The sequence below is a fragment of the Roseicyclus salinarum genome, from assembly GCF_029624655.1.
GTDB lineage: Bacteria > Pseudomonadota > Alphaproteobacteria > Rhodobacterales > Rhodobacteraceae > Roseibacterium > Roseibacterium salinarum.
In genome coordinates this window covers 17,965-30,000 of record NZ_JARRSA010000019.1, presented here as the reverse complement: position 1 = coordinate 30,000, position 12,036 = coordinate 17,965, and the positions used below count along the sequence as shown (strand labels likewise).

Here is a 12,036-nt window from a genome sequence, read left to right as displayed (position 1 = left end):
TGTCGGGTAAGTTCCGACCTGCACGAATGGCGTAACGACTTCCCCGCTGTCTCCAACATCGACTCAGCGAAATTGAATTGCCTGTCAAGATGCAGGCTTCCCGCGGTTAGACGGAAAGACCCCGTGCACCTTTACTATAGCTTCGCACTGGCATCAGGACTGCAATGTGCAGGATAGGTGGTAGGCTTTGAAGCAGGGACGCCAGTCTCTGTGGAGCCTCCCTTGAGATACCACCCTTTGCATTCTTGATGTCTAACCGCGGCCCGTCATCCGGGTCCGGGACCATGCGTGGTGGGTAGTTTGACTGGGGCGGTCGCCTCCTAAAGAGTAACGGAGGCGCGCGAAGGTTGGCTCAGAGCGGTCGGAAATCGCTCGTTGAGTGCAATGGCAGAAGCCAGCCTGACTGCGAGACTGACAAGTCGAGCAGAGTCGAAAGACGGCCATAGTGATCCGGTGGTCCCGAGTGGAAGGGCCATCGCTCAACGGATAAAAGGTACGCCGGGGATAACAGGCTGATGGTGCCCAAGAGTCCATATCGACGGCACCGTTTGGCACCTCGATGTCGGCTCATCTCATCCTGGGGCTGGAGCAGGTCCCAAGGGTACGGCTGTTCGCCGTTTAAAGAGGTACGTGAGCTGGGTTTAGAACGTCGTGAGACAGTTCGGTCCCTATCTGCCGTGGGTGTAGGATACTTGAGAGGAGTTGCCCCTAGTACGAGAGGACCGGGGTGAACGATCCACTGGTGGACCTGTTGTGGCGCCAGCCGCAGTGCAGGGTAGCTATGATCGGAAAGGATAACCGCTGAAGGCATCTAAGCGGGAAGCCCCCCTCAAAACAAGGTATCCCTGAGGGCCGAGGTAGACCACCTCGTCGATAGGCCGGAGATGTAAGCGCAGTAATGCGTTCAGTTGACCGGTACTAATTGCCCGATAGGCTTGATTTGATCCAGTAGAAGCCAGGTATCTGGCCGAAGTGGACCAATAAGCATCACCGTCAGTGTGCTGACTTGGATACGTGTTTCTTCCTTGGTTTGGTGGTCATAGCGTGAGCAAAACACCCGGCTCCATTCCGAACCCGGTCGTTAAGTGCCACAGCGCCGATGGTACTGCGTCTTAAGGCGTGGGAGAGTAGGTCACCGCCAAACCTAGAAAGAAACACGCGTATCTCTCGAACGATGACATTCAGCGCCATTTCTGGAACGGACATGGCGCCTTGGCGCGGGGTGGAGCAGCCCGGTAGCTCGTCAGGCTCATAACCTGAAGGTCGTAGGTTCAAATCCTACCCCCGCAACCAAATTCATTCGCGTTATCAGACGCTTATGCGCCGCCCACGGGGCGGCGTTTGCGTTTCCACCCACCGTGGAAGCCCTGTGGAAGCAAGAGGGGCCGAAGTCCTTCATATCGCCGCGTGAATCCACATGCGACTACTTCGCGGCCTTCTTCAGGAGATCCCCGATTCGGCCTTCATTCCACGGCTTGCCTGACGCGCTCCGGATACCGTCAACGTTGAGCGCGTCCGCGATTTCCTTGTAGGGCTGGCCTGCTGCGCGACGTCGACTGGCTTCCTCGATCGCACGCGCTATGCGCTCGGGTTTGGCTGCGGTCCATTCATGCTGCCGCTCGCGCCATTCACCGAAGTGGTGGTGCGGATCAAACATCGAGCCGTCAATGACGATCTCGTCCGGAGGAACGGCCTCGAACTTGATCGGCGTTCGTTCCAGCCACTCCTGGAAAGCCTCGTGGCCGCGCCAGCCCTGCACTCTCCAGAAGTCCACGTACAAAAAACAAGCCGATTGCTCGCGGCAGATCGCTTCAAGCGGACGTAAGGCATCCAATACATACCGACTGCCGCGGTCCGGTGCGATCTCGAGGAAGACCTTCTCCTCGACAAGCTGGTAGCGGTTTTCCTTCGCATGCCGGCGGATAAGGTCGCGCTGGTAGCGGATCGTGCGACTGGTCTTCGCCGCGGCGTCGATGTCCTCCGGCAACTCGGTGAACCCTGCCCATGGCACGGGGAGCGTCCAGTAGAAGCCGACGGCATTGCGCATGTCTGTCCCTCGATCCATTCGGAGCGAACCGGAAAATCCCGAGCGATCCGCACGAGCGCCGGCCAAGGCGTATCCCTGCTTCATCGAAGCAAAGGAGACCGTCATGAACAAGCCCAATATCGAACCGGCAGCCGCCCTGTTGCCGGCCGCCATCCAGGCCGTGTCCGAGGCCGGCACCATGATCCGAGCCGAGTTCCATCGTCGCGGCGGGCCACGCGGTGGCGGGTCCAAGGCACCGATCGACACCGAGGTCGAGCAGGCTCTGAAGGAGCGTCTGCTCGGTCTGCACACCTGCGGGTTCGTCGGTGAGGAGACTGGCCGCGTCCGCGCCTCGGGAAGCGACGTCTGGGTGGTGGACCCACAGGACGGCACCACCGACTTTCTTGCCGGTCGTCGGGGCTCGGCCATCTCGGTCGCCCTCTTGCGTGCAGGACGGCCTGTGCTCGGCATCGTCTTCGCGCCGCTGGCCCCGGACGATCGCGGGGACCTGATCGCCTGGGCCGAGGGTGCCGCCCTCACGCGCAATGGCCGCGTCGTGCGGCGCGCGAGCGATGGCGCGTCCCCGGTGATCGCGATGAACGCGAAAGCGCCGGATCACGCTCGGCACAATCACGAGACGCTCAATGGTATGCGGATCCGCGCCATCCCCAGCCCTGCTTACCGGCTTGCCCTGGCGGCGGTCGGCGAAGTGGATGCCGCCGTGAGCCTCGTTTCAGGCCTCGATTACTGGGATGTCGCCGGCGGACACGCCCTGTTGATCGGCGCGGGCTGCGCGCTGGTCGAAGTGTCCGGGCGTCCGATCGACTACCGGCGCCCCGGCTTCAACGGCTGCATCGGCGGCCCCGCGGAGATCGTGGAGAAACTCGTCTCGGCGAGGCCTCGTCGCGGTCCGCGTGAAAAGCGCGACGGCGCCCGTCCGAAGGTGAGGGTCCGCGATGTCGAACGGCTGTCGCGTGCGCAGGGCTGCCTGCTTGGACAGCTTGCCGGCGACGCGCTCGGGTCAGCGGTCGAGTTCCGGTCGGCGGCCGACATCGCCCGCAGTCATCCGGATGGCGTCACCCTGCTGACCGACGGCGGCACCTGGAACCTGATCGCCGGGCAGCCGACCGACGACAGCGAGATGGCATTGGCGCTGGCCCGCGCGCTCGTCTCGAAGGGTGGGTTCGATTCCGATGCGGTCGGTCAGGCCTATGTGCGGTGGGCGCGGTCCGGCCCATTCGACATGGGCGAAACGACGCGCGCGGGCATTTCCGCTCTTGCCGGGGGCCGGGCGGCGAAATCGGACAGCCAGTCGAACGGCGCGTTGATGCGGATCAGTCCGATCGGCATCCTCGCCGCCGGGGATCCGGTTCTTGCCGCACGCCTGGCCGCAGAGGACGCCCGACTCACGCATCCGCACCCGGTTTGTCAGGCCGCCAGCGCCGCTTTCGCCGCCGCGATCGCAGCGGGTGTGGCTGGCGGCACGGCCGAGGACATGTGCGCGGCCGCCGAACGCCATGCCGGCGACGGTGAGGGGGCGAAGCTCGTCCGTCAGCGGCTCTCTTTGGCCCGGCGTCACGAACCGGAGGACTTCGAGCGTCAGATGGGTTGGGTGCTCACCGCTTTTCAAAATGCGTTCCATCATCTCATGCAAGGCACGTCCTTCGCCGATGCGGTCACCGTGACCGTGTCCCGTGGCGGCGATACCGACACCAATGCCGCGATCTGCGGCGCGCTCCTTGGTGCGCACGACGGGCGTGAGGCCGTTCCGCGGCAGTGGCGGAATGCCGTCCTGTCGTGCCGCCCCGTCGCCGCGCCCGGCATCGAGCATCCCCGCCCGCAGGAGTATTGGCCCGACGATGCTCTTGACCTGGCCGAAGCGCTGCTCGCTTCCGGCAGGGCGGGACACAAGGCAGCAAATCCCACCACCTCCTCGACGGAGAAGAACATGAGCGATCTCAAGAACCTGACCGACCAGCAGAAACTTGTCCTGCAGGTGAAGCTTGACGGGTTCATCGAGGGGGCTGTCCTCGCAGCACGTGTTCAGAATGTCGGCGTCCCGGAAGCTCTTTCCCTAACGACGTCAGCCCTTCTTCGCGAGTTCTCCGCGCAGGGCGTGCCGCGAGACAAGCTGATTGAGACGTGGTGCAAGGCGGTGGCGAAGATCTACCCCGCCCCCGAGGCGAGAGCACTTCGGTAACTCGACTGGAAATAAGCAGATTGAGGCCGGAACCCCTCGTCAACGAAGGGGCTCCGTGCCTCGACCGAGGATGCCCAGGTCGTCGCCATCGACATGACTTCGGCCGCGCTGTTTGCCGTCACGTCCCTGAAATCCCGGGATCCTCCCCGTGCTGGATCGACTTCGCAAGTGTCGGGGGCGAGATGCTCGGCCGCTGCGCCCCCGCCCGGGATCATCGATCCGGTGACGACCGGCCTCGAACAACGCAAGGGTCTTGCATGCCGCTTCGGAGGCCAAACATCCGTTGGTTTGCTCTGGAACTGCACGGGCGTTTGCTCTGGGCGCGCCGCCGGTCACGGCTCGGATCACACGGCCTCCAGCCTGCCGATGAGGTGTCTGAGGCCGAGCCATGCCCCGACCCAGATGCTTGCGGCCACCACGGGCGCGGTCAGCGACAGGAGCGACAGCGCCGTCATTCCCTGTCCGACGCTGCAGCCCGCGGCCAGAACAGCGCCGAGACCCATCGCGACCGCCCCGCCCATCTGCCGGCGCAATTCGCGCGGGTCGTCGCAAGCCTCCCAGCGGAAGCCGTCCTGCAGGAAGCTGCCGATCATGCTTCCGGCGACGACGCCGAGGACCGACCCCATCCCGAACTTGGGCGCGAGCCCCGACGAGAACATCGCGTAGTGGATCGTTTCGCCGATCGGGGCGGTGAAGCTGTGCGAACTGACGGGCCAGGCCTCGAACCCGTTCGTCGCGACGTGCCATGTGCCGATGAAGCCCGAGCTCACGGCCGCACCAGCGACGCAGCCCCAGAAGACACGCAGCGCCCGCTTGCCCGGCGTCTGGAAACGGATGGACAGGACGAGCGCCAGCGCGCCAACCGCCAGTCCGACCGCCGTGTGCGACAGCCCGGTCAGGCTTTCGATTTGGTGGGCGAACCCGGCCGGCGTGCCGACGGCAGCTTCCAGCGGAAAGAGCGCGGGCCTCAGACTGCCAAGGACACCGAAGATCGCGGCGCTTGCCGTCACGCCCATGACGATCGCGATCATCAGCGCGCGGATGTCGCCCCCGCCAAGACGTGCGAGCACGCCGTATCCGCAATTGCCGGCCTGTGCCATGCCGTAGCCGAACAGCAGGCCGCCGACGATCGCGCCAAGCAGCGAGTAGCGATGGCCGAGGTAGAGCGTCGCGGACAGGTCGACGAAGCCAAGCGCCTCGGCCGCGAAATTCACGAGCATCGCGGTGCCGAGTGCCGTGACCCACATCCACATGCGCCCGTAGTCCTGGCCGTAATGGACGTCCTCGATCATCCCCAACGTGCAAAGCCTGCCGAGCCGTGCCGCGAGCCCCAGGGCAAGCCCGCCCGCAGCGCCGATCAGGAGAACCGTGAGCGGTTCGCCGACGAGATCGAGCATGTCCCCTCCCTTGCGCCCCCGGCTGTCCCGAAGGACGGCCTCAGGTGCAGAACAACTCGTAGACCTGCTCGATGATCCGGCGGGCGCGATCGTCTGTCAAACTGTAAAAGATCTGCTTTCCCTCGCGCCGGGCGGTGATGAGCCGCTCCTGCCTGAGACGCGCAAGCTGCTGGGATACCGCCGCCTGCCGCGACGACAGCATCTGCTCGAGCTCGGTCACCGACTTTTCGCCATGGGCCAGCGAGCACAGGATCATCAAGCGCCCCTCGTGGCTCAACGCCTTGAGAAAGTCCGACGCGCCCTGCGCGTTGTTCTTCACGCGTTTCCAGGTTTCGTCGTCCATCGGCTTGCCCGGATCGGGCAGGACGGAGTTTTCCTGCGGGTAGGAGCAGTCCTCGGGCATTGTCGCGTCGGGCTCGTCTCGTCGAAGTTCCATCGTATCCGTCTGCACCTTCACATAGCCGCACGGGCGCGAATTCTCCACCTTGCGCCGTATGTCGTTACCGGTGTTCGCCGCATCGTGCTCAACTTTGCGGCGCCGTCCGCTCGAGGAGGCGGCCCAGCAGGCCCCAGAAGAAATCCTCGCCGGGATAGCCCTCGATCCGCCCGACCTCAAAGCCGTCCTCCACCAGCACGAAGGTCGGCGAGTAGCGCGGCGGCGACGCGAGGGTAAACCGCTCCGGCACCGGATCGCCAAGCTCGAGGCGCACCAGCGGCGCCGCGCGCCCCTCGGGCGTGACCGGGTATTCGCCCCCCACGTCTTCCGTCCAGCGCAGGCACCAGACGCAGCCCGGCTCCTCGAACATCAGAAGCGCCATGTCCGCGCGTGCCGGCGCCGCGACGGCGAAAAAGGCCGCCACGACGGTCGTCACGAGGCCCGCGAGCGCCGGGCTCCATGTTCCGATTGACCGGCCACGATACTCGGATCTAATATGAATTCGTGAATGTGTTGGCATCGGGAGGACCCATGTTCGACGTCAGCCTGACCGGCGCATTTCTTGCGGGGCTCCTGTCCTTCGTGTCGCCCTGCGTGCTGCCGATGGTTCCTTTCTACCTCAGTTATCTCGCCGGGGTAAGTGTCAACACGATGGCCACCGATGGCGCCGTCCCGGTGGCGGTGCGGGGGCGGGCGGTCATTGGCTCCGTCTTCTTCGCCGCGGGAATGCTGACCGTCTTCGTCGGCCTCGGCGCCTCGGCGTCGGTCCTCGGCCAGCTGGTCCGGGACTGGTTCGACGTGCTGCGCTGGATCGCGGCGGCGCTGATCATCGTCATGGGGCTCCATTTCCTGGGCGTCTTCCGCATCGGCCTGCTCAATCGCCAGTGGCGCAGCGAGGCCGGCGACACGCGCAACCTCGGTCTCGGCGGCGCCTACCTCATCGGGCTGGCGTTCGCTTTCGGGTGGACGCCCTGCGTGGGGCCGATCCTTGCGGCCATCCTTTTCACGGCCGCGGGAACGGACACGGCGGGGCAGGGCGCGTTTCTGCTCACGGCCTATGGCGTGGGCATGACGCTGCCCTTCGTGCTGGCCGCGGCCTTCGTTGGGCCCTTCATGAAATTCATGGCGCGCTTCCGCCGTCACCTCGGCGCGGTCGAGCGCGTGACCGGCGTGGCACTGATCGTTTTCGGCGTGCTGATCGCGACGAACGCCATGAACTACATCGGTCAGTGGATGCTGCAGAATTTCGAGGTTTTCCAGACGATTGGCTGAAGGTCGGTCGACGGTTGGCAACAAGGGAGGCATCAGGGTGAAAGGAATTCTGGCAATCGCGGCGACGGCGTTTCTGGCGGCGACGGCGGCGTGGGCCGAGATCGGCGACGACGGGCTTCACGTCGCGCCGTGGCTGAACGAGACGTTCAAGGACCTGCGCGAGGACCTTGTGGAGGCGAACGCCGAGGGCCGGCGCTTCGCGGTCATCATCGAGCAGCGCGGCTGCATCTATTGCCGCGAAATGCACGAGGAGGTCTTTGTCGATCCCGAGATCCTCGAGATGTTAAACGAGGACTTCTTCTTCGTTCGGATAGACATGTACGGGGGCACCGACGTCACCGATTTCGACGGGCGAACCCTCAGCGAGCGCGACGCCGTGCGGCGCTGGCGCACGCTGTTCACGCCCACGATCCTTTTCTTCCCCGAGGACGTGCCGCCGGAGGCGACGGCGGTGGAGGCCGCCGTGGCGACGATGCCGGGCGCGTTCGGGCGTGGAACCACGCGCAACATGCTGCATTGGATCCTTGAGGAGGGTTACGACTCCGACGAAAGTTTCCAGGCCTACCATGCCCGGATGTTGCGCGAAGGAGGCACGATATCGGAGTAAGAATTCTTCGATATCAGGAGGATGCCTGCGTCATATGCAAAAAAACAAATGTATTGTTGAAATGACGGACGAGTTGAGTCTACGGTATGCAAAGGGGCACAAACTCGCCCCAGGGAGGAATGACCGTGAAGCGCCACACTCTTTTGGCGGCCGGCTTAGCCATGGCTGCGACTACCCTTCATGCCGACGTGATCGCGCCAGATGATGTCGCGACGAACGAATACGGCGACATCGAACAGTCCCTGACCGGCGAGCCCGGCGACCCCGAGCGGGGCAAGGCCGTCATGGTGGAGCGCGGCCTCGGGAACTGCATCGCCTGCCACCAGGTGTCCGCGCTCGACGATTACCCGTTCCACGGCGAGGTCGGGCCGCCGCTCGACGGCGTCGGGGCGCGCTGGGAGGAACCGGCCCTGCGCGGCATCGTCGTGAACGCCAAGGCGATGTTCCCCGATACCATAATGCCGTCCTTCTACCGCGTCTCGGGCTTCGTGCGTCCGGGCGACGGTTTCACCGGCCGCGCGGCCGAGGGCGAACTCGACCCGCTCCTGTCGGCGCAGGATGTCGAAGACGTCGTGGCATATCTGTCGACGCTGACCGAGTACTGATCGGCGGCACTTGAACGAGGAGAACACTCTCATGGATCTATCACGCAGGCAGTTCGTCGGCACCGGTCTGGTCGCCGCCGCCGCCTTCTTCGGGCTGCCGAGCATCGCCTCGGCGCAGGAACTGGACGAGGCTATCAACGCATTCACCGGCGGGGCCGAACTGGGATCGGACGGCGTGACGCTGATCGCGCCCGAGATCGCCGAGAACGGCAACACGGTTCCGATCGAGGTCGATGCGCCGGGCGCCGAGGCCATCATGATACTCGCCGCCGGCAACCCCAGCCCCGACGTGTGCACCTTCAACTTCGGTCCGCTGGCCGGCAGCCGGGCGGCCTCGACCCGCATCCGTCTCGCGGGGGAGCAGGAAGTCATCGCCGTCGCGCGGATGTCGGACGGCACCTTCAAGCAGGCGCGCCAGCATGTGCGCGTGACCATCGGCGGCTGCGGCGGCTGAGTTCAGGGAGAATAGGACAATGGCAGACAACGTAACCCCGCGCGTCCGCGTTCCCCGCGAGGCCTCGGCCGGCGAGGTGGTCTCCGTGCGGACGCTCATCAGCCACCCGATGGAAAGCGGCCAACGCCGAGACTCGGACGGCAACGTTATCCCGCGCTCGATCATCAACCGCTTCGTGTGCGACTTCAACGGCCAGAACGTGATCGAGGTCGCGCTCGAGCCCGCGATCTCGACCAACCCGTATTTCCAGTTCGATGCGACCGTGCCGGAAAGCGGAACGTTCCAGTTCACGTGGTACGACGACGACGGCTCCGTCTACGAGGAGACGGCGGAGATCGCGGTGAGCTGAGGACCGGTCCGGAACCCAGCCGTCGCAAGGGAGGAATGACATGAAGAAAAAGACACTGCTCAGCGGAGGCGCGGTCGCAGCTCTGGCAATCGCCGCCGCGAGTGTCGCCAACGCCGATATCGGCGACGATGAAAGCCTCGTCGTCAACGGCGAGATCGAAATGGTGACAGAAACGGCGGCGCCCGCGCATCTCGACGGCCATCTCAGCACGATCTACTCGGGCTGGGTGTTCCGTTCGGACGAGACGCAGGCCATGCAGGCCGACGATTTCGACAATCCGGGCATGATCTACGTCGACCAGGCGATGGAGGCCTTCAACACGGAGATGGGGTCCGAGGGCAACAGCTGCGCCTCGTGCCACTCGCCGTCGGATTTCGAGACGGTCCGCGCCACCTATCCCCAGTGGGACGAGGAGCATGGCGAGGTCCAGACCGTCGAGATGCAGGTGATCGAATGCCAGACCGAGCGCATGGGCATGGAGGAGCCCTGGGGCTACAACAGCCAGGACATGCGCAACATGACGGCGCTCATCGCCTCGGTCGGGCGCGGGCAGATCGTGGACGTCGCCATCGACGGTCCGGCCCAGTCCACCTGGGAACAGGGGCGGGACATCTACTACACCCGCTACGGACAGCTCGAGCTCAGCTGCGCCAACTGCCACGAGCAGAACTACGGCAACCTGATCCGGGCCGACCACCTCAGCCAGGGCCAGGTCAACGGCTTCCCGACCTACCGGCTCAAGGACGCGAACCTCGTGGGGATCCACAACCGCTTCCGCGGCTGCATCCGCGATACGCGCGCCGAGACCTTCTCGATCGGGAGCCCGGAGTTCGTGGCCCTCGAGCTTTACGTCGCCTCGCGCGGCAACGGCCTGACGGTCGAGGGACCGGCCGTCCGCAACTGAACAGGTATCCGCCTCGGCCTCCGCGCCGGGGCGGATTGCATGCTTAAACATTCAATATTGTGAATAAATCCTGAGGTTGAACCCATGATCTCCCGCCGCCACTTCGTCCAGGCCGCCATGGCGACGACAGCGCTTTACGGGGCCTCGGGCTTCGGAAACTGGTCGCGCCTCGCGGCGCAGCAGGTCCTGTCCCAGGACGACCTGATCGGATCCAGCAGTTTCGGCAACGTGACGCTGATCCACATCACCGACATTCACGCCCAGACGCAGCCGATCTTCTTCCGCGAGCCTGAATTCAACATCGGCGTCGGCGAGGCCGACGGCCAGCCCCCGCACCTGACGGGCGACGCGTTCCGCGCCGCCTACGGGATCGAGAAGGGCTCGGCGATGGACTACGCGCTGACCTATGACGACTTCGTGTCGCTGGCGCGGAGCTATGGCCGGATGGGCGGACTCGACCGGATCTCGACCGTGGTCAAGGCGATCAAGGCCGAGCGTCCCGACGCCCTGGTCCTCGACGGCGGCGACACGTGGCAGGGCTCGCTTCCTGCGCTGCGGACCGCAGGGCAGGACATGGTCGACCTCTTCAACGCGCTGGGCAGCGACGCGATGACGTCGCACTGGGAATTCACGCTGGGCTCGGACCGCGTGAACGAGATCATCGCCTCGTCGCTTCGCCCGGCATTCCTAGGCGCGAACATCTTCGACGTGGAATGGGACGAGCCGGTCTTCGACGACTACCGCATGTTCGAGCGCGGCGGCACCCAGATCGCGGTCATCGGTCAGGCCTTCCCATACATGCCGATCGCGAACCCGTCCTGGATGTTCCCGGAATACTCTTTCGGCCTGCGCCGAGAGCGGATCGCGGAAGTGGTCGAGGAGGTGCGGGCGGCGGGCGCCGAGGTCGTCGTCCTCCTGTCGCACAACGGTTTCGACGTGGATCGCAAGTTCGCCCGCGACATTCCCGGCATCGACGTCATCCTGACCGGTCACACCCACGACGCCCTGCCCGAGCCGCTTCAGGTCGGGAACACCTTCCTCATCGCCAGCGGGTCGCACGGCAAGTTCGTCAGCCGTGTCGATCTCGACGTCCGGGACGGCGGGCTGCAGGGCATCGCGCACCGCCTGATCCCGATCTTTTCCGACGTGATCGCGCCTGATCCCGAGATGTCTGCGCTGGTCGCCGCGAGCCGCGCGCCCTTCGAGGCCGAGATGTCCGAGGTCATCGGCACCTCGGGTTCGCTGCTGTTCCGGCGGGGCAACTTCAACGGCACGTGGGACGACGTGATCTGCAACGCGCTGATCAGCCAGCGCGACGCGCAGATCGCGCTGTCACCCGGCTTCCGCTGGGGCGCCGCGATCCTTCCGGGGCAGGAGATCACGCGCGAGGACATCTACAACGTCACCGCCATGACCTACCCCAACGCCTACCGCACCGAGATGTCGGGCGAGATGCTGAAGACGATCTTCGAGGACGTGGCCGAGAACATCTTCAATCCCGATCCCTACTACCAGCAGGGCGGCGACATGGTCCGCATCGGCGGCATGGGCTACCGCATCGACATCCGCGCCGAGATGGGCAGCCGGATCAGCGACATGACGCTACTGTCTACGGGCGAGGCGATCGAGGCCGACCGCAACTACGTCGTCGCCGGCTGGGCGAGCGTGAACGAGGGCACCGAGGGGCCGCCGATCTGGGAGGTGCTGGAGGATCACATCCGCGCCGCGGGCACCGTCGAGGTCAACCCGAACGATACCGTTGACGTCGTCCGCGGCTGAGGCCGCC

12 protein-coding genes, 1 tRNA gene and 2 rRNA genes (1 of these 15 only partly in view) are annotated in these 12,036 nt (G+C 65.0%); 11 read left to right on the top strand and 4 right to left on the bottom strand.

The features are described from left to right. The 3 genes from P6F26_RS13165 to P6F26_RS13155 all read left to right on the top strand — a co-directional run. Positions 1-943, top strand: a 23S ribosomal RNA gene (locus P6F26_RS13165); it begins 1,885 nt to the left of the window's first position. Positions 944-1,029: 86 nt separating this feature from the next. Next, positions 1,030-1,144, top strand: a 5S ribosomal RNA gene (gene rrf / locus P6F26_RS13160). Positions 1,145-1,216: 72 nt separating this feature from the next. Further along, positions 1,217-1,293, top strand: a tRNA-Met gene (locus tag P6F26_RS13155). A gap of 130 nt (positions 1,294-1,423) precedes the next feature. On the opposite strand, the gene P6F26_RS13150 is transcribed toward P6F26_RS13155, so the two are convergent. After that, the gene (locus P6F26_RS13150) at positions 1,424-2,158 is read right to left on the bottom strand and encodes a hypothetical protein (RefSeq protein ID WP_278029151.1); all 735 of its coding nucleotides are present in this window, start codon (positions 2,156-2,158) and stop codon (positions 1,424-1,426) included. Between P6F26_RS13150 and P6F26_RS13145 the strand changes: the two genes are divergently transcribed. Further along, positions 2,151-4,226 carry an inositol monophosphatase family protein gene (locus tag P6F26_RS13145; protein ID WP_278029150.1) on the top strand — a complete coding sequence of 692 codons (2,076 nt, stop codon included), beginning with the start codon at positions 2,151-2,153 and terminating at the stop codon, positions 4,224-4,226. The genes P6F26_RS13150 and P6F26_RS13145 overlap by 8 nt on opposite strands. Before the next feature lie 344 nt (positions 4,227-4,570). On the opposite strand, the gene P6F26_RS13140 is transcribed toward P6F26_RS13145, so the two are convergent. From P6F26_RS13140 to P6F26_RS13130, 3 genes are all read right to left on the bottom strand, one after another. Next, positions 4,571-5,623, bottom strand: coding sequence for a YeeE/YedE family protein (locus P6F26_RS13140; RefSeq protein WP_278029149.1), 1,053 nt, complete (start codon positions 5,621-5,623; stop codon positions 4,571-4,573). Positions 5,624-5,663: 40 nt separating this feature from the next. Next, positions 5,664-5,966 (bottom strand): ArsR/SmtB family transcription factor, encoded by a 303-nt coding sequence (locus P6F26_RS13135; RefSeq protein ID WP_278029184.1) that lies wholly within the window; start codon positions 5,964-5,966, stop codon positions 5,664-5,666. A gap of 181 nt (positions 5,967-6,147) precedes the next feature. Then, positions 6,148-6,495 (bottom strand): hypothetical protein, encoded by a 348-nt coding sequence (locus P6F26_RS13130; RefSeq protein ID WP_278029148.1) that lies wholly within the window; start codon positions 6,493-6,495, stop codon positions 6,148-6,150. Between the two features lie 95 nt (positions 6,496-6,590). On the opposite strand from P6F26_RS13130, the gene P6F26_RS13125 reads away from it, so the two are divergent. From P6F26_RS13125 to soxB, 7 genes are all read left to right on the top strand, one after another. After that, on the top strand, positions 6,591-7,331 hold the full coding sequence (locus P6F26_RS13125) for a cytochrome c biogenesis CcdA family protein (RefSeq protein ID WP_278029147.1): 741 nt from the start codon (positions 6,591-6,593) through the stop codon (positions 7,329-7,331). A 37-nt stretch (positions 7,332-7,368) separates the two neighbouring features. Continuing rightward, positions 7,369-7,938, top strand: coding sequence for a thioredoxin family protein (locus P6F26_RS13120; protein ID WP_278029146.1), 570 nt, complete (start codon positions 7,369-7,371; stop codon positions 7,936-7,938). Between the two features lie 161 nt (positions 7,939-8,099). Next, on the top strand, positions 8,100-8,543 hold the full coding sequence (soxX, locus tag P6F26_RS13115; protein WP_278029145.1) for a sulfur oxidation c-type cytochrome SoxX: 444 nt from the start codon (positions 8,100-8,102) through the stop codon (positions 8,541-8,543). A 31-nt stretch (positions 8,544-8,574) separates the two neighbouring features. Then, positions 8,575-8,997, top strand: coding sequence for a thiosulfate oxidation carrier protein SoxY (soxY, locus tag P6F26_RS13110; RefSeq protein ID WP_278029144.1), 423 nt, complete (start codon positions 8,575-8,577; stop codon positions 8,995-8,997). Positions 8,998-9,016: 19 nt separating this feature from the next. After that, on the top strand, positions 9,017-9,346 hold the full coding sequence (gene soxZ, locus P6F26_RS13105) for a thiosulfate oxidation carrier complex protein SoxZ (RefSeq protein WP_278029143.1): 330 nt from the start codon (positions 9,017-9,019) through the stop codon (positions 9,344-9,346). A gap of 40 nt (positions 9,347-9,386) precedes the next feature. Then, on the top strand, positions 9,387-10,250 hold the full coding sequence (soxA, locus tag P6F26_RS13100; RefSeq protein WP_278029142.1) for a sulfur oxidation c-type cytochrome SoxA: 864 nt from the start codon (positions 9,387-9,389) through the stop codon (positions 10,248-10,250). Positions 10,251-10,334: 84 nt separating this feature from the next. Next, positions 10,335-12,029, top strand: coding sequence for a thiosulfohydrolase SoxB (soxB, locus tag P6F26_RS13095; protein WP_278029141.1), 1,695 nt, complete (start codon positions 10,335-10,337; stop codon positions 12,027-12,029). The last annotated feature ends 7 nt before the right edge of the window (positions 12,030-12,036 follow it).

Bases quoted from the DNA above. Each gene is read 5' to 3' on its own strand.
- P6F26_RS13140 (WP_278029149.1), bottom strand. From the start codon at position 5,623: ATGCTCGATCTCGTCGGCGAACCGCTCACGGTTCTCCTGATCGGCGCT.
- soxZ (WP_278029143.1), top strand. From the start codon at position 9,017: ATGGCAGACAACGTAACCCCGCGCGTCCGCGTTCCCCGCGAGGCCTCG.
- P6F26_RS13125 (WP_278029147.1), top strand. From the start codon at position 6,591: ATGTTCGACGTCAGCCTGACCGGCGCATTTCTTGCGGGGCTCCTGTCC.
- soxB (WP_278029141.1), top strand. From the start codon at position 10,335: ATGATCTCCCGCCGCCACTTCGTCCAGGCCGCCATGGCGACGACAGCG.
- soxY (WP_278029144.1), top strand. From the start codon at position 8,575: ATGGATCTATCACGCAGGCAGTTCGTCGGCACCGGTCTGGTCGCCGCC.
- P6F26_RS13145 (WP_278029150.1), top strand. From the start codon at position 2,151: ATGAACAAGCCCAATATCGAACCGGCAGCCGCCCTGTTGCCGGCCGCC.
- P6F26_RS13135 (WP_278029184.1), bottom strand. From the start codon at position 5,966: ATGGACGACGAAACCTGGAAACGCGTGAAGAACAACGCGCAGGGCGCG.
- soxA (WP_278029142.1), top strand. From the start codon at position 9,387: ATGAAGAAAAAGACACTGCTCAGCGGAGGCGCGGTCGCAGCTCTGGCA.
- soxX (WP_278029145.1), top strand. From the start codon at position 8,100: ATGGCTGCGACTACCCTTCATGCCGACGTGATCGCGCCAGATGATGTC.